Genomic DNA, 15,546 nt, shown 5'->3' on the forward strand with positions numbered 1-15,546 from the left:
GGCGGCCCCGGCGGCAGCCCCGACGGCCCTGACGGCTCCGCCGATCGACCCCGTACGCCGCGGCGCGGGCCGAGCCGGGAGGAGCTGCTCGAGGGGCTCAACGAGCCGCAGCGGGCCGCGGTGGTCCACGCGGGCGCGCCGCTGCTGGTGGTGGCGGGGGCGGGGTCGGGGAAGACCCGCGTGCTGACCCGGCGGATCGCCTGGCTGATCCAGGAGCGGCAGGCGCACCCGGGCTCGATCTTGGCGATCACCTTCACCAACAAGGCCGCGGCCGAGATGAAGGAGCGCGTCGAGGACCTGGTCGGCAAGCGCGCGCGGATCATGTGGGTGAGCACGTTCCACTCGGCCTGCGTGCGGATCCTGCGCAAGGAGGTCGACAAGCTCGGCTTCAAGTCGAGCTTCTCGATCTACGACGCGGCCGACCAGAAGCGGCTGATGCAGCTGGTCTGCAAGGACCTCGACCTCGACCCGAAGCGCTACCAGCCCGGCGCGCTGCTGCACTGGGTGAGCAACCACAAGAACGAGCTGCGCGACGTCGACGAGGTCAAGAAGGACGCCAAGAACAAGCTCGAGGAGACCTACGCCGCGGTCTACGAGCTCTACCAGCGGCGCCTGCGCGAGGCCAACGCGCTCGACTTCGACGACCTGATCATGGCGACGGTCAACCTCTTTCAGGCCTACCCGGAGGTGCGCGAGACCTACCGCCGGCGGTTCCGCCACGTGCTCGTCGACGAGTACCAGGACACCAACCACGCGCAGTACGCCCTCATCCACCAGCTCTGCGCCGACCCGATGGAGGAGACCGGCGCGGACGACGACGCCCAGCGCGTGGAGCCGGCCGAGCTGATGGTCGTCGGTGACGCGGACCAGTCGATCTACGCCTTCCGGGGCGCCAACATCCGCAACATCCTCGACTTCGAGCAGGACTTCCCGAACGCCACCTCGATCCTGCTGGAGCAGAACTACCGCTCCACCCAGACCATCCTCAACGCCGCGAACGCCGTCATCGGCAACAACAAGGGCCGCAAGCCCAAGCGGCTGTGGTCCGACGCGGGCGACGGCGACCGGATCGTCGGGTACGTCGCCGACGACGAGCACGACGAGGCCCGGTTCGTCTCCCAGACCATCGACGAACTGGTCGACGAGCACGGCGTCCGCCCCGCGGACGTGGCCGTCTTCTACCGCACCAACGCCCAGTCGCGCGTGTTCGAGGAGGTGTTCATCCGCACCGGCCAGCCGTACAAGGTGGTCGGCGGGGTGCGCTTCTACGAGCGGCGCGAGGTCCGCGACGCCCTGGCCTACCTGCGCATGCTCGCCAATCCCGACGACCAGGTCTCGCTGCGCCGGATCCTCAACACCCCCAAGCGCGGCATCGGCGACCGCGCGGTCGAGTGCGTGAGCGCGCTGGCCGACCGCGACCGGCTCACCTTCTGGGAGGCGCTGCGCCGCGCCGACGACGCCCCCGGCCTCGCCACCCGCTCGGCGACCAACATCCGCGGCTTCGTCGCGATGGTCGAGGAGCTTCAGTCGATGGTCGAGGCCGGCGAGCGCGCCGACGTCGTGCTGGAGACCGTGCTGGCTCGCTCGGGCTACCTCGCCGAGCTCGAGGACTCCGACGACCCGCAGGACGCCACCCGCATCGAGAACCTCGCCGAGCTCGTCGCCGTCGCCCGCGAGTTCTCCGACGACCCCGTCGCCGGCCCCTCGGCCGACCCCGCCGACGTCGACGCCGGCACGGTCGCGCCCGGCCTGCGCGACTTCCTCGAGCGGGTCGCGCTCGTCGCCGACACCGACTCGATCCCGCAGGACGACGACGGCGTGGTCACGCTGATGACGCTCCACACCGCCAAGGGCCTGGAGTTCCCGGTCGTCTTCCTCACCGGCCTCGAGGACGGCGTCTTCCCGCACGCGCGAGCGCTCGGTGACCAGCCCGAGCTGGAGGAGGAACGCCGTCTGGCGTACGTCGGCCTCACCCGCGCCCGCGAACGGCTCTACATCTCCCGCGCGGTCGTCCGGTCGGCCTGGGGGGCGCCGTCGCACAATCCCGGCTCGCGGTTCCTCGACGAGCTGCCGGTCGACCTCGTGGACTGGAAGCGGACCGAGGCCGCGCAGACCTCCTGGAGCCGGCCGGACCTGTCCGGCGGGGGCGGCAACACCCGCCTGGCCACCCCGACCGCCGCCGGCCGACGGAACTTCTCCTCGGCCGCCCTGCGCGCCGACGCCGCCGCGAAGTCCAAGCCGGCGCGCGAGGTGCCTTCGCTGGAGCCCGGCGACCGGGTCCTGCACGACTCGTTCGGCATGGGCACCGTCGTCGCGCTCGAGGGCGTGGCCGAGAAGGCGGTCGCCTCGATCGACTTCGGCAGCGAGGGCGTCAAGCGGCTGCTGCTGCGGTACGCGCCGGTGGAGAAGCTGTAGGCCGGAGCGCAGCGACGGCCGACAGCTTGATGGTGGTCGAGCGAGCTGCGCGACCGAGGAACGAGGTCGCGACCGGCGTGTCGAGACCCGGTGACGTGCCCGCCGACAGCAGGGACGGGCGCGTCCTCGCTACGGGTTGAGCCCGTGGACCTGCAGCGCGGCGTACGGGTCGACAGGGTCACCGGCGCCGGGACGGACCTCGAGGTGCAGGTGCGGCCCGGTGACGTTGCCGGTGGAGCCGACGGTGCCGATGACCTCGCCGGCGCGGACGACGTCGCCGGGGGAGACGGTCGTGGAGGTCTGGTGGCAGTACCAGAGCTCGGTGCCGTCCTCGAGGGTGAGGACGGTCTTGGTGCCGTAGGCGCCGTCGTACCCGACGCTCGTGACGACGGCGTTGGCCATCGCGAGCAGCGGGGTGCCGGTGGGCGCGGCGAAGTCGAGACCGGTGTGGTAGCTCGCCCAGAGCCCGTAGTCACCGAAGCGGGCGGTGAGCCGGTAGCCGGCGAGGGGCATGACCCACTGGTTCTCGGCGATCTTCGCCGCGTGCTTCTCGGCGTCCTTCGCGAACTGTGCGAGCGCGGTGTTGCGCTGGCGCATCTGCTTCGCGGCCTCGGCCACGAGCTCCGCATCGGCGGTGTCGGCGAGGGCGTCGCGCCGGGAGTCACGGCTGACGCCGCTGGAGCGGTCCAGGGCGTCCACGCTGGAGACGCCGCTGGCACCGCTGAGCGCGGTGGGCTGCTGGACCTTCGTCCGCTCGGCGACCAGGTCGGGGGTGCCGCTGGTGACCACGCCACCGACCGAGACCGCGAGGGCCGCCGCGCCGATGAGGACCGGCGCGGAGGGCAGGCCCTTGAGCAGCGGAGCGCGGGAGCCCGTCTGCTTGACGGCCTTGCGCTTGCCGACCGTGGTCGTCGTGGTGCGGGCGTCGGTGCGCACCAGGGGCATCTCGACGGTGACGTCGTGGTCGCGGAAGACGGTGGTCGCGTCGGGGCCGACGGCGGCCGCGGTCGTGACGGCGGGGTTTGCCTCCAGGGAGGCCCGGGTAATGGGTTCCCGTCCGGCCACACGACGGCCTTCGGTCACCCGCGGGGTCTCCGAGGGACGGCGGCGAGGGCCGCGACGGTCCGCTCGGTGGTTACCCATGAATGGTGACTCCGTTGCTGTCGGCTGCAGGCGTGCGCTTCCGGCCCGTTCCCCCGAGGAAGGGGGAGGGGCGAGAGGCGACTGTAACGGACCGGTCACGGTCATCGAAATCGGGCTGGACAACCTTGTGGACGACGTGCGCGGTCGGGTGGAGGACGGCTCCGGCCGGTCGGACGAAGCCCTAGGCTGCGCTCCCGTGCCCCGGCTCCTGCTCGCCGCCCTGCCCGACGCCGACGCGTCCGCAGCCGGACCGGGGGCCGAGCCGACGCAGGGCGACCAGGCCCTGACACGGTTGGCGCGAGCGCTGCGCGACGCCGGCCACGAGGTCGTCCATGCAGGTCAGGACGTCGACGAAGGGCTGGTGACCGCCGCCGCCGTCCAGGAGGACGTGGCCGTCGTCGTCCTCCTGGCGCCGGCGTCGTACGACGCGGGGTCGCTCGCCGCGGACCTCGCCGGCGACCCGGACCACGCCGACGACACGATCGTCCTGGTGGCCGTCGGGAGGGACGACCGGGCCGCCGACGTGGTCCGGCGGGTGGCGGACGAGGCGCCGACCGGCTGACGGCCGGCGTGGCCGACGACACGGCGTACCCCTGCGGGAGGCATGGCTGAGCGGGGCCCGGACGGGGCACCGGGGCCCGGACGTGGCGCCGGCCGACGGCTAGTGCGTTGCGTCACGTAGGCGCCCTCTGCCCTCGTCGCCGACCCGGCGACAGGTCTAGTGTGCCGCGAGGACACCCCCGGGCCGCCGCGCGCCCCGCGCCGGACGCGGCCCGCACCCTGAATAGGACTGGTGGAATTTCGTGGACCTGATGGAGTACCAGGCGAAGGAGCTCTTCGCCAAGCACGGTGTGGCGACCACCCTCGGGAAGGTCGTGGAGACCGCCGAGGACGCCAAGGCCGCCGCCGAGGAGATCGGTGGCGTCACCGTCATCAAGGCGCAGGTCAAGGCCGGCGGCCGCGGCAAGGCCGGTGGCGTGAAGCTGGCCAAGACCGCCGACGAGGCCTTCGAGCACGCGTCGAACATCCTGGGCATGGAGATCAAGGGCCTGACGGTCAACCGTGTGCTGGTCACCCCCGCCACGCCGCCGGTGGAGGAGTACTACTTCTCCTTCCTGCTCGACCGCTCGAACCGCTCGCACCTGTGCATCGCCTCGGTCGAGGGTGGCGTCGAGATCGAGGAGGTCGCCAAGACCAACCCCGAGGCCGTCCGCCAGATCCCGGTCGACGCGCTCGAGGGCGTCACGCCGGAGAAGGCCGCCGCGATCGTCGACGAGGCCAAGTTCCCCGCCGAGCTGCGCGACCAGGCCATCGAGATGGTCCAGGCGCTGTGGAAGGTCTACGTCGAGGAGGACGCCACCCTCGTCGAGGTCAACCCGCTCGCTCGCCTCGAGGGCGACAAGCTGGAGGCCCTCGACGGCAAGGTGTCGCTCGACGACAACGCCTCGGAGTTCCGTCACCCCGACCACGCGCAGTTCGAGATCCGCGAGGAGGCCGACCCGCTCGAGGCGAAGGCCAAGGACCTCGGCCTCAACTACGTCAAGCTCGACGGTGCCGTGGGCATCATCGGCAACGGCGCGGGCCTGGTCATGTCGACCCTCGACGTCGTCGCGTACGCCGGTGAGGCGCACGGCGGCGTGAAGCCGGCGAACTTCCTCGACATCGGCGGCGGCGCCAACGCCACCGTGATGGCCAACGGCCTCGACGTGATCCTCAACGACCCGCAGGTCAAGAGCGTCTTCGTCAACGTCTTCGGCGGCATCACCGCCTGCGACGAGGTCGCCAACGGCATCAAGGGTGCGCTCGAGATCCTCGGCGACAACGCCACCAAGCCGCTCGTCGTGCGCCTGGACGGCAACAACGTGGAGGAGGGCCGCCGGATCCTCGACGAGCTCAACCACCCGTTGGTGACGCAGGTGGACACGATGGACGGTGCGGCCGACAAGGCCGCCGAGCTGGCGAACGCCTGAGACAAGGAGACCTTAGGAACATGACGATCTACCTCAACAAGGACTCCAAGATCATCGTCCAGGGCATCACGGGCGGGATGGGCTCCAAGCACACCAACCTGATGCTCCAGGCCGACTCGAACATCGTCGGTGGTGTCAACGCCCGCAAGGCCGGCACCACCGTGGAGCTCAACGGCAAGGAGCTGCCGGTCTTCGGGACCGTCAAGGAGGCCATGGAGGCCACCGGCGCCGACGTGTCGGTCGCCTTCGTGCCGCCTGCCTTCACCAAGGACGCCTGCATCGAGGCCATCGACGCCGAGATCCCGCTCCTGGTGGTCATCACCGAGGGCGTCCCGGTCCAGGACAGCGCCGAGGTCTTCGCCTACCTCCAGGGCAAGAAGACCCGGATGATCGGCCCGAACTGCCCCGGCATCATCTCGCCGGAGGAGTCCCTGGCCGGGATCACCCCGCACACCATCGCGGGCAAGGGCCCGGTCGGCCTGGTGTCGAAGTCGGGCACGCTGACCTACCAGATGATGTACGAGCTGCGGGACTTCGGCTTCTCGACCGCCATCGGCATCGGTGGTGACCCGATCATCGGCACCACGCACATCGACGCCCTCGAGGCCTTCGAGAACGACCCGGAGACCAAGGCGATCGTGATGATCGGCGAGATCGGCGGCGACGCCGAGGAGCGCGCGGCGGCGTACATCAAGGACAACGTGACCAAGCCGGTCGTCGGCTACGTCGCGGGCTTCACCGCCCCCGAGGGCAAGACGATGGGCCACGCCGGTGCGATCGTGTCGGGATCCTCCGGCACCGCGCAGGCGAAGAAGGAGGCCCTCGAGGCCGTCGGCGTCAAGGTCGGCAAGACGCCGTCCGAGACCGCGGCCCTCATGCGGGAGATCCTCCAGTCCCTCTGAGCACCTGCTCGTAGCACCCTGAACGGCCCCCGGCGATCTCGCCGGGGGCCGTTCTGCGTCGCTGCGTTCGTACGCCGGGTGCGTGCGGGCGGCTCAGTCGGCGCGGAGGTCACCCATCGCGGCCACGACGCCGCGGGACTCGGAGACGATCGCGGTGAACGCCTCCTGGGTGGCCGCGGCCGGGTCGAGGCCGCCGCTGCCCTCGCTCTGGTTCTCGGCCAGCAGCACCGCGCTGCCGACCCGCACCACGAACAGGGTGCTCATCCCCGGGATCGGCTCGCCGTCGCGCTCGTAGCGGGTGACCGCCCCACCGGCGCGGTCGCCGGTGTCGGACATCTCGGTGACGACCTGGGTGAGCCGTCGCGAGCCGTCCTCGACGACCAGGTCGATGCAGTCGTCGAAGATCGCCAGCACGTCGTCGACGTAGGCGTCGGCCTCGTCCTCGGTGGCGAAGGTGACCAGCTGGCGCTGGCGGTAGTCCTCGGGGTTGTTGTAGGCCGCGCGCACCAGGTCGGTGTGCTCCGGCACCTCGGCGACCGCACCGCACGCCTCCGGCTCCATGACGTCGAGCCCCGTTCGGGTCGGACCGGCGAGGCCGAACTCCCCGCCCTCGGAGTCCGTCGGCCAGCCCTTGAGGAGTGGGAAGCCGTCCGGGACGATCGGTCCGGCCTCGGCGTCGTCGGTCGCGCCGCACGGCGTCGCGGAGAAGACGCACATCGCGGACAGCGGCGTCGCGGCGCGCTGCAGCTGGTTGCGCAGGTTGGCCTCCACGACCTGCTTGCCGGCCGGCGCCCCGTAGGACTGGTCGAGCAGCACCGCGTTGCCGGTGCGGGCGGCCATCGTGATCGTGGCGTTCTCGAGGGTGTCCTCGGCCGTGCGCACCTGCTCGGTGAAGACGAAGGACTCCTCAGCGGGCAGGTCCTGGTCGACGACGTCGTAGACGAGGGTGTTGTCCGGGCCCTCGTCGGTGGTGGTCTGCTCGGGGCAGGCCGCCACGGCGTCGCGGATGCCGGCGAGGGCCCGCTCCGCGGCGGCGTCGTCGGGGTAGACCATCAGGATCCGTGCGTCGAACGCCTCGCCGCCGGAGACGATCACGCCCTCGACGTCGGTCGTGCCGTCGGTCGTCCAGAAGGGCGTGCCGCAGGCGGCCGGGATGCTCGGCGACACCTCCTCGACGACCGCGCCGAACGAGTATCCGTCGTCGAGCGGGAAGTCCCCCGGCACCTCCTGCAGCCAGGAGACCGACGGGGCGGGCGGTGCGGGGCTGATGTCGCGGGCGTCGTCCCCTGCGCCGGAGACGACGCTGAGCGGGACGGCGACGGCGGCGAGCGCGGCGGCGACACCGCCGACGGTCGCGAGCGCGGTGTTGCGACGCCGCATCCGGTCGCCGCGACGGCGTACCTCGGAGGCGGGCAGCGGGTTCACGGTGGTCCCTTCGGAGCGGAAGTGCTGGAGGTCCTCGATCGGGTCACGCACGGCTCGCACCCTTCTCGTAGCCGGTGTCGTCGGAGAGCAGGGCGGCGAGCGCGGCGCGGCCGCGGCTGAGCCGGGCCTTGACGGTGCCCTCGGGCACGCCGGTCTCCTGCGCCACCACGTGGACCGGGAGGTCCGCGATGTGGTGGAGCACGAGCGCCTGCCGCTGCGCCTCGGGCAGCTGCTTGAGCGCGGCGACGAGCGCGACGTGCGCCTCGCTGGGCGCGGCGGTCTCGGTGCGGGCGCCGAGCGCGCGGTCGGCGGGGCGCCGGCCCCGCGTCGTGCGTCGCCAGCGGCTGACCGCGAGGCGGTACGCCGTCGTGCGCACCCATGCCTCGGGGTGCTCGGCCCGCTCGAGCTTGCGGCGGTGCGCCCACGCCCGCACGAAGGCTTCCTGGACGCACTCCTGCGCCTCGTCCCGATCGCCGATCATCGCGTAGACCTGTCCGGTGATCTTCTGGAACGACGCGGTGTAGAAGTCGTCGAACTCGCGTTCGTCCATCGACTCGTTCCCGTCTCGCTGTGCTGCTCCGGCCGGCTCTCGGTGACCGGTCAGGAGGGATACGCCCCGGTGGGCCTCACGGTTGCACGGGTGGGCCGAGAAGTTCGGGAGCCGGGGGAGCCGGTCTAGGGCGCAGTCTTCGGGGCGGGGTGCTCGTGCAGCCGCTCGAGCGCGCGGCGCGCGACGCCGACGAACGCCTCGTCGGTGATCGTGCGCCGTCCGCCGGGCACGAAGCCGACCTGGCCGACCGCCGTGCCGGCCCGCAGGACGGCCATGTGGTATCGGACGGTCGTCTCGTCGGACAGCTCGGTGGTGACCACCCAGACCGTGAGCGCCTCCCGCCGGCTGTCGGTGGTCGTCAGCCGCCGCACCTCGGTCGTGAGGTCGTCCTCGGCGCAGCGGGCGATCCGGCGGCGGACGCCGTCGACGAAGGCGGTGGCCTTCCGCCGGCCCAGCGAGCCCGCGGTCTCGCTCAGCCCGAACTCGGTGGGCAGGCCCGCGTCGAGCACGACGAACGTGCGGGTGACGTTGTTGCTGATCCCGCCGCCGGTGAAGGTGGTGCGGTCGCAGGGAGTGGCGGCGGGGTTGGTGTCCGCGCGCACGGTCGGGCTGCCCGTCCAGGGCGCGGCGACGCGCTCGACCGGCGGCAGGTCGATCTCGGAGAGCAGGCTCGGCACCTCGCCGACGGGCACGGGCAGGGCGAGCTGCGGCTCCGGCTTCCCGACGCACGACCCGCCGTCGGGCAGCGAGCACAGGCCGCGCACGGCGTCGGCGAGCAGGTCGGTCACGCCGGCGACGTCGGGTCGCGCGTCGTTGCCGACCCGCAGCACGGTCGTCGTCGTCAGCAGGCCGGTGCGGGCGATGCCGACGACGGTCGTGCGGACCGGCCGCGACCAGGACCGCAGCGCGAGCAGCATCGCCTGGTCGCCGACCGCGCCGACGGTGCGGGTGGACAGCAGCTGCACGCGGGGCTCCGAGCAGGCGGCGTACCACTGGAGGCTGCGGCGGAAGGTACGCCGTGCGGCGCGCTCGTTGCGCGACGCCTCGGCGAGCTGCCAGGCGTTGCGGCGCGGCCCGTCGCCGGGGTCGGCGGCGGCGAAGGTGCGGAGGAGGGCGGCGGTGCCGCGGGGATCGGCGTACCGGTCGGCCTGGCAGGGGAGCACCGTCCCGTCGCCCTCGGTGTTGCCGTCGGTGCGTCGCTCGGTCCAGCCGGTGCCCTTGGCGCGCGACTGCACCTGCTCGGCGCTCAGCAGCGCGTCGGCGACCAGCGGCGGCTGCGGCTCGACGCCGCGCCCGCCCGGCGCCTCGCCGCGCTGACCGGTCGCCGCCCGGTCGAGCGAGGTGCGAACGCCGTCGTCGCTGACCACGACGCCGCTGACCACGAGCGCGGCGACGGTGGCCAGCACGCCGGCGGCCGTGTGGGCGCGGCGCCGGCCGGCTCCGGACCGGCGCAGGATCGTGGGACGCGGCCACCGCACCTCGGCGACCGCCGCGGACAGCGGCTCGAGCAGCGCGGCGATCTCGCCGCTCGGCACGGCGCGCAGCTCGGTGAAGGCCGCGCCGGCGGTGCGCAGCTCGCGCTCGGCCTGCTCGCGGGTCAGGCCGACCTCGCGGGCCAGCTCGTCCGACGGCACCTGCGTGAGCAGGGCGAGCAGCAGCACCCGGCGCTGCCCGGCCGGCAGCGCGGCGAGGGCGTCGAGGGTGGCCTGGACGTCGGGGTCGAGGTCCTTGTCGCGCTGGCCGAGCCGGGCGGTGTGGCGGCGCTGGGCGTAGGCCCACGCGTGCGGCCGCAGCCACGCCTCCGGGTCCTCACGGCGCGAGACCTTGCGCCAGTGGTGCCAGGCGACGACGTACGCGTGCTTGACCGCGCTCCGCGCCGCCGCCAGGTCGCCGGTCAGCGCCCAGGTCTGCAGCAGCAGCCGGTCGCGGGTGCTCTTGTAGAGCTCGTCGAACGCGTCCGCGGGATCGGTGGGCCCCCGGGGACCCACCGGGTCGACGGGACCCACGGGATCGGCGGGGTCGGCGGACGGCGGCATGGCGCCGACCACCGTACCCGCGCGGCGTGGCAGCACCGCCACACCGGTCGGCCGGGTGATGATCGGGGAGCCATGACCTCCCTGCTGCCCCCGTCGACGGCCCGTTCGTCGACCTCGGTCGGCCACGACCTGGCCCACCGTCGACCGCTCGTGCTGGTCGCGACGCTCGGTGGTGCGGCGGCCGCGCTCGGTCCGCTGCTGGTGTGCCTGGCGCTGGGGGTGGTCGGTTGGTTCCTCACCGACGCCGGCGCCCACGGCTCCACCGGCGACGGCCTCCGCGTCGGCGCGTGGGCCTGGCTCCTGGGCCACGGGTCGGGCATCCGCGTCGAGGGCGTCCCGGTGACGGCGGTGCCGCTCGGCCTCACCCTGGTCAGCGCCTGGACCGTCTGGCGGCTCGGCCTGCGCGTCGGGGACTCGGTCTCCGGCCACGGCCCGGACGCCGACCGGATCGCCGACGGCGAGCGCGACTGGACGGTGCCGGTCGCCGCCGGGCTGCTCGCTGCGGGGTACGTCGTCGTGGCGGTCGTGACCTGCGTGCTCGCCACCGACACCGGCTCCGGTGTCGCCACCGGCCGGGTCGTGGGCTGGTCGTTGCTGCTCTGCCTCGGACTCGGCGCCCCGGCGGTCGCGGTCGGCTCCGGCCGCGCGGCGATCTGGGCCGCGGTCGTCCCGCCCGTCCTGCGGCTGGCGCTGCCGGCCTGCCGGCTGGTGCTGCTCGGCTGGCTGGCGGTCGCCGCCGCCGCGTTCCTCGTCGCGCTCGTGCTCGACCTGGGCACCGCCGCGAACGTCCTCTCCCAGCTGCACACCGACGCGGGTGCGGCCACGCTGCTCGTCCTGGTCTCGCTGCTCGTCGTGCCCAACGCCGTCGCCTTCGCCGGCTCCTACCTGCTCGGCCCCGGGTTCTCGGTCGGCGCCGGCACCCTCGTCTCCCCGACGGCGGTGGTGCTCGGTCCGCTGCCGATGTTCCCGCTCCTCGCCGCACTCCCCGACGCGGGCCCGCCGCCGGCCTGGACGGCGTACCTCGCGGTGCTGCCGGCCCTCGTCGCCGCCGTCGCCGTGGCCCGTCACCACCGGCTCGTCCCGGCCGACGGGTGGGGCGAGGCCGTCGCCCGCGGGCTCGCCGCCGGCGTGCTGGCCGGCATCGCCTTCGGCCTGCTCGCCGGTCTCGCCGGCGGCGCGGTCGGCCCCGGCCGGATGCGCGACGTCGGGCCGTTCGAGCTCGACGTCGCCCTCCACGCCATCACCGCCTTCGGCGTCGGCGGGCTCGTGGGAGCCCTCGCCACCACCTGGTGGCAGCGGCGCTCGGCGGCCGTCGCCGACTGAGCCGCGCCGGCGCTTGTAACGGACCGTTCGCTGCTGTGTCGGCACGCTGCAGCGTGCCGACACAGTGGGTAACTGTGCGTTACATGAGCCGCCGCGGCCCGGGACCCGCCGCCGCGACCGTCTAGGCTCCGGGCCGTGCCCGACCGCAGCCCCGCCCGCCTCGTCGTCCTGGTCTCCGGCTCCGGGACCAACCTGCAGGCCCTGCTCGACGCGTGCGCGGACCCGGCGTACGGCGCCTCGGTGGTCGCCGTGGGCGCCGACCGGGACGGGATCGAGGGGCTGGCGCGGGCGGACCGGGCCGGCGTGCCGACGTTCGTGACGAAGGTCGGCCAGTTCACCAGCCGCGACCGCTGGGACCGCGCGCTCGCGGACCGGGTGGCGGCCTTCGAGCCGGACCTGGTGGTGCTGGCGGGCTTCATGAAGCTGGTCGGGGAGGACTTCCTCGCCCGGTTCGGCGGCCGCACGGTCAACACCCACCCGGCGCTGTCGCCGTCGTTCCCCGGCATGCAGGGGCCGGCCGACGCGCTGGCGTACGGCGTGAAGGTCACCGGCGCGACGCTCTTCGTCGTCGACGCGGGCGTCGACACCGGCGCGATCGTCGCGCAGGTGGCGGTGCCGGTGGAGGACGACGACGACGTCGACTCGCTGCACGAGCGGATCAAGGCCGCCGAGCGGGTGATGCTGGTCGACACGGTCGGCCGCATGGCGCGCGAGGGGTTCGTCGTCGACGGTCGGCGGGTGCGCCTCGGCGGCTGAGCACCTCTATGCTGGGCCGCACACGACTGGCGCAGGTGGGTGACCACCGGGGAGTGACGTCGGGAGCATCGTCCGCCTGGGTGCTCCCTCCTCGCGAGCAGGAGTGAACACATGGCCGACCACGTCTCCGCCCACGCCGCCGACCAGGTACCGGTCAAGCGGGCCCTCGTCTCCGTCTACGACAAGACCGGTCTCGACGACCTCGTCCGCGGCCTCCACGAGGCGGGCGTCGTGCTCGTCTCGACCGGTGGCTCCGCGCGGCGCATCGAGGAGCTCGGCCTCCCCGTCACCCGGGTCGAGGAGCTGACCGGCTTCCCCGAGTGCCTCGACGGCCGGGTCAAGACGCTGCACCCGCGCGTGCACGCCGGCATCCTCGCCGACCGCCGCCTCGACGCCCACGTGCAGCAGCTCGCCGACCTCGAGGTCGAGCCGTTCGACCTGGTCGTGTGCAACCTCTACCCGTTCACCGAGACCGTCGCCTCCGGTGCGACGCCCGACGAGTGCGTCGAGCAGATCGACATCGGCGGCCCCTCGATGGTGCGCGCCGCGGCCAAGAACCACCCCTCGGTCGCCGTCGTCACCAGCCCCGCGCGGTACGCCGACGTGCTGGCCGCCGTCGGCGCGGGCGGGTTCTCGCTCGACCAGCGCCGGGCGCTCGCGGCCGAGGCGTTCGCCCACACCGCGGCGTACGACGTCGCCGTCGCGTCCTGGATGGGCAACGTCCTGACCGACTCCTCCGAGGGCACCGGCTTCCCGGCGTGGGCCGGCGCGACCTGGGAGAAGAAGGCGACGCTGCGGTACGGCGAGAACCCGCACCAGCCGGCCGCGCTCTACACCTCGGGCCACGGCACCGGCGGGCTCGCGGCCGCCGAGCAGCTGCACGGCAAGGAGATGTCGTACAACAACTACGTCGACACCGACGCCGCCCGGCGCGCGGCCAACGACTTCGACGAGCCGGCCGTGGCGATCATCAAGCACGCCAACCCGTGCGGCATCGCGGTCGGCGCGGACGTCGCCGAGGCGCACCGCAAGGCGCACGCGTGCGACCCGACCTCGGCCTTCGGCGGGGTCATCGCCGTCAACCGGCCGGTGTCGGTGGAGATGGCGCAGCAGGTGGCCGAGGTGTTCACCGAGGTGATCGTGGCGCCGGCGTACGACGAGGGCGCCGTCGAGGTGCTCCAGGGCAAGAAGAACATCCGCATCCTCGTCTGCCCGGTCGACGCCGGGGCGGCCGTCGAGACCCGGCCGATCAGCGGCGGACTGCTGATGCAGCACGTGGACCACGTCGACGCCGAGGGCGACGACCCCTCGACCTGGACGCTCGCGACCGGCGAGGCCGCGTCGGACGAGGTGCTCGCCGACCTCGCCTTCGCGTGGCGCGCGTGCCGCTCGGCGAAGTCCAACGCGATCCTGCTCGCCAAGGGCCGTGCCTCGGTCGGCGTCGGCATGGGGCAGGTCAACCGCGTCGACTCCTGCAGGCTCGCCGTCTCGCGGGCGGGGGAGCGGGCCCCCGGCTCGGTCGCCGCGTCCGACGCGTTCTTCCCGTTCGAGGACGGCCCGCAGATCCTCATCGACGCCGGCGTCACCGCGATCGTCCAGCCCGGCGGCTCGGTCCGCGACGAGCTGACGATCGAGGCGGCGAAGGCGGCCGGCGTGACGATGTACTTCACCGGCACCCGGCACTTCGCGCACTGACCGTCCGTCCCTGAGAGGATCCCCGAGATGACTGCACAGAAGCTGGACGGCAGCGCCACCCTCAAGGCGATCAAGGCCGAGCTGACCGAGCGGGTGGCCGCGCTGCGTGAGCAGGGAGTGGTGCCCGGCCTCGGGACGGTGCTGGTGGGCGACGACCCGGGCTCGCACTGGTACGTCGGCGCCAAGCACAAGGACTGCGCCGAGATCGGCATCGAGTCGATCCGCGTCGACCTGCCCGCGACGTCGACCCAGGCCGAGGTCGAGGCCGCGATCGACGAGCTGAACGCCGACCCGGCGTGCACCGGGTTCCTCGTGCAGCAGCCGACCGGGCTCGACGAGTTCGCGCTGCTCTCGCGCGTCGACCCCGACAAGGACGTCGACGGCCTGCACCCGGTCAACCTCGGCCGGCTCGTGCTCGGGGAGGACGGCTCGCTGCCGTGCACGCCGCTGGGCTGCATCGAGCTGCTGCGTCGCCACGGCATCGAGCTGCGCGGTGCCGAGGTGGTCGTCGTCGGCCGCGGGCTCACGGTCGGCCGCCCGATGGGCCTGCTGCTCACCCGCCGCTCGGAGAACGCCACCGCGACGCTGTGCCACACGGGCACCCGCGACCTCGCTGCGCACACGCGCAACGCCGACGTGGTCGTCGCGGCCGCCGGCGTACCGGGCATCATCACCGGCGACATGGTCAAGCCCGGCGCGGCCGTGCTCGACGTGGGCGTCTCGCGGGTCGACGGCAAGATCGCCGGCGACGTCGCCGACGACGTCTGGGAGACCGCCGGCTGGGTCTCGCCGAACCCCGGCGGCGTCGGCCCGATGACCCGCGCGATGCTGCTGGTGAACGTCGTGACGATGGCCGAGCGCGCGCTCGCCGCATCGAAGGTCCCGGCCTGAGCGACGTGAGCGACCCCGCCGCACCTCGCCCCGAGCCCCAGCCCGACGACCAGCCCGACCGGGTCCCGCCCGACCACGTCCCGTCCGAGGACGAGGTCGCGGCCGAGCTGGCCGAGGAGATCGAGCTGCTCGAGGAGCGGCGGTACCCCTCGACCCTCGGCGGGGCGTTCTACCTGCTCGTCCTCGCCGCGACGACCGTCGGGATCGGCGTCGTCGCCGCGGGGGAGTGGCGGCTGGGGATCCGCGTGGTGGCCGGGGCGATCCTCGCGGCGGCCCTGGTGCGGCTGGTGCTGCGCCAGCGCGACGCCGGCATGCTCGCCGTACGCCACCGGCTCGTCGACGTGCTCGTCCTGGTCCTCGTCGGGTCGGCCCTGTTCTTCCTGTCGGCCACCATCCCCGACCAGCCCCTGTAGGACCGATCCCCGTCGGGTCGCGTCGCT

13 protein-coding genes are annotated in these 15,546 nt (G+C 73.4%); 9 read left to right on the forward strand and 4 right to left on the reverse strand.

Going from position 1 to position 15,546, the window contains the following annotated elements:
* The first annotated feature begins 84 nt into the window (after positions 1-84).
* Positions 85-2,415: a DNA helicase PcrA gene (gene pcrA, locus G6553_RS08885; RefSeq protein ID WP_166191306.1), complete on the forward strand. Its 2,331-nt coding sequence runs from the start codon at positions 85-87 to the stop codon at positions 2,413-2,415.
* 129 nt (positions 2,416-2,544) lie between these two features.
* On the opposite strand, the gene G6553_RS22110 is transcribed toward pcrA, so the two are convergent.
* Positions 2,545-3,480 (reverse strand): M23 family metallopeptidase, encoded by a 936-nt coding sequence (locus G6553_RS22110; protein ID WP_166191190.1) that lies wholly within the window; start codon positions 3,478-3,480, stop codon positions 2,545-2,547.
* Positions 3,481-3,754: 274 nt separating this feature from the next.
* On the opposite strand from G6553_RS22110, the gene G6553_RS08895 reads away from it, so the two are divergent.
* From G6553_RS08895 to sucD, 3 genes are all read left to right on the forward strand, one after another.
* Entirely contained in the window at positions 3,755-4,120 is a 366-nt protein-coding gene (locus G6553_RS08895) for a hypothetical protein (RefSeq protein WP_166191192.1), read from the forward strand.
* Positions 4,121-4,361: 241 nt separating this feature from the next.
* Positions 4,362-5,528, forward strand: a complete 1,167-nt coding sequence (gene sucC / locus G6553_RS08900; RefSeq protein ID WP_166191194.1) for an ADP-forming succinate--CoA ligase subunit beta — start codon at positions 4,362-4,364, stop codon at positions 5,526-5,528.
* Positions 5,529-5,548: 20 nt separating this feature from the next.
* The gene (sucD, locus tag G6553_RS08905) at positions 5,549-6,430 is read left to right on the forward strand and encodes a succinate--CoA ligase subunit alpha (RefSeq protein ID WP_166191196.1); all 882 of its coding nucleotides are present in this window, start codon (positions 5,549-5,551) and stop codon (positions 6,428-6,430) included.
* Positions 6,431-6,523: 93 nt separating this feature from the next.
* On the opposite strand, the gene G6553_RS08910 is transcribed toward sucD, so the two are convergent.
* The 3 genes from G6553_RS08910 to G6553_RS08920 all read right to left on the reverse strand — a co-directional run bounded on the left by G6553_RS08910 (position 6,524) and on the right by G6553_RS08920 (position 10,441).
* On the reverse strand, positions 6,524-7,906 hold the full coding sequence (locus G6553_RS08910) for a hypothetical protein (protein ID WP_166191198.1): 1,383 nt from the start codon (positions 7,904-7,906) through the stop codon (positions 6,524-6,526).
* Positions 7,899-8,405: a SigE family RNA polymerase sigma factor gene (locus tag G6553_RS08915; protein WP_166191200.1), complete on the reverse strand. Its 507-nt coding sequence runs from the start codon at positions 8,403-8,405 to the stop codon at positions 7,899-7,901. The genes G6553_RS08910 and G6553_RS08915 overlap by 8 nt, the downstream gene beginning before the upstream one ends.
* A 125-nt stretch (positions 8,406-8,530) precedes the next feature.
* The gene (locus tag G6553_RS08920; protein WP_166191202.1) at positions 8,531-10,441 is read right to left on the reverse strand and encodes a sigma-70 family RNA polymerase sigma factor; all 1,911 of its coding nucleotides are present in this window, start codon (positions 10,439-10,441) and stop codon (positions 8,531-8,533) included.
* A 72-nt stretch (positions 10,442-10,513) separates the two neighbouring features.
* Here G6553_RS08920 and G6553_RS08925 point away from each other — a divergent pair, with 72 nt between their 5' ends.
* The 5 genes from G6553_RS08925 to G6553_RS22115 all read left to right on the forward strand — a co-directional run bounded on the left by G6553_RS08925 (position 10,514) and on the right by G6553_RS22115 (position 15,519).
* Positions 10,514-11,764 carry a DUF6350 family protein gene (locus G6553_RS08925; RefSeq protein WP_166191204.1) on the forward strand — a complete coding sequence of 417 codons (1,251 nt, stop codon included), beginning with the start codon at positions 10,514-10,516 and terminating at the stop codon, positions 11,762-11,764.
* Positions 11,765-11,899: 135 nt separating this feature from the next.
* Entirely contained in the window at positions 11,900-12,520 is a 621-nt protein-coding gene (gene purN / locus G6553_RS08930; protein ID WP_166191206.1) for a phosphoribosylglycinamide formyltransferase, read from the forward strand.
* A 111-nt stretch (positions 12,521-12,631) separates the two neighbouring features.
* On the forward strand, positions 12,632-14,215 hold the full coding sequence (gene purH, locus G6553_RS08935) for a bifunctional phosphoribosylaminoimidazolecarboxamide formyltransferase/IMP cyclohydrolase (RefSeq protein ID WP_166191208.1): 1,584 nt from the start codon (positions 12,632-12,634) through the stop codon (positions 14,213-14,215).
* 27 nt (positions 14,216-14,242) lie between these two features.
* The gene (locus G6553_RS08940; RefSeq protein ID WP_166191210.1) at positions 14,243-15,106 is read left to right on the forward strand and encodes a bifunctional methylenetetrahydrofolate dehydrogenase/methenyltetrahydrofolate cyclohydrolase; all 864 of its coding nucleotides are present in this window, start codon (positions 14,243-14,245) and stop codon (positions 15,104-15,106) included.
* A gap of 5 nt (positions 15,107-15,111) precedes the next feature.
* A complete protein-coding gene (locus tag G6553_RS22115; RefSeq protein WP_166191212.1) occupies positions 15,112-15,519 on the forward strand; it encodes a DUF3017 domain-containing protein in 408 nt (135 codons plus the stop codon).
* The last annotated feature ends 27 nt before the right edge of the window (positions 15,520-15,546 follow it).

Source organism: Nocardioides sp. IC4_145, assembly GCF_011250565.1.
Lineage (GTDB): Bacteria > Actinomycetota > Actinomycetes > Propionibacteriales > Nocardioidaceae > Nocardioides.

What these genes read in the sequence shown, in the direction of transcription:
- sucD (WP_166191196.1), top strand. Translation starts at nt 5,549, where the DNA reads ATGACGATCTACCTCAACAAGGACTCCAAGATCATCGTCCAGGGCATC.
- G6553_RS08915 (WP_166191200.1), bottom strand. Translation starts at nt 8,405, where the DNA reads ATGGACGAACGCGAGTTCGACGACTTCTACACCGCGTCGTTCCAGAAG.
- G6553_RS08920 (WP_166191202.1), bottom strand. Translation starts at nt 10,441, where the DNA reads ATGCCGCCGTCCGCCGACCCCGCCGATCCCGTGGGTCCCGTCGACCCG.
- G6553_RS08925 (WP_166191204.1), top strand. Translation starts at nt 10,514, where the DNA reads ATGACCTCCCTGCTGCCCCCGTCGACGGCCCGTTCGTCGACCTCGGTC.
- purH (WP_166191208.1), top strand. Translation starts at nt 12,632, where the DNA reads ATGGCCGACCACGTCTCCGCCCACGCCGCCGACCAGGTACCGGTCAAG.
- G6553_RS08940 (WP_166191210.1), top strand. Translation starts at nt 14,243, where the DNA reads ATGACTGCACAGAAGCTGGACGGCAGCGCCACCCTCAAGGCGATCAAG.